1 protein-coding gene is annotated in these 248 nt (G+C 77.8%); it reads left to right on the top strand.

Going from position 1 to position 248, the window contains the following annotated elements:
- Window positions 1-248: 4-alpha-glucanotransferase (locus tag ACSNOC_RS27990; RefSeq protein WP_436750367.1), on the top strand; the 248-nt coding region annotated here is incomplete at both ends.

The raw sequence follows: 248 nt of genomic DNA on the forward strand, positions 1-248 counted from the left end.
ACCTGGTGCGCCCTGGCCGAGCTGTACGGGCCCGACTGGCGCGCCTGGCCCGCCGGGCGCGGGCGGTCTCGGCCGAGCGCGGGTCCCGCAGCCCGGGGCGACCACCTGGAGCGCATCGACTTCCACAGCTGGCTGGCCTGGCTCACCGACGTCCAGCTCGGCGGTCCGCTGGGCGCGGGCGAGCTGGCCGGCATGCCGATCGGCCTCGTCCACGACCTGGCCGTCGGCGTCCACCCGCACGGCTCGGA

The sequence above is a fragment of the Streptomyces sp. URMC 129 genome, from assembly GCF_051386415.1.
Taxonomy (GTDB): Bacteria; Actinomycetota; Actinomycetes; order Streptomycetales; family Streptomycetaceae; genus Streptomyces.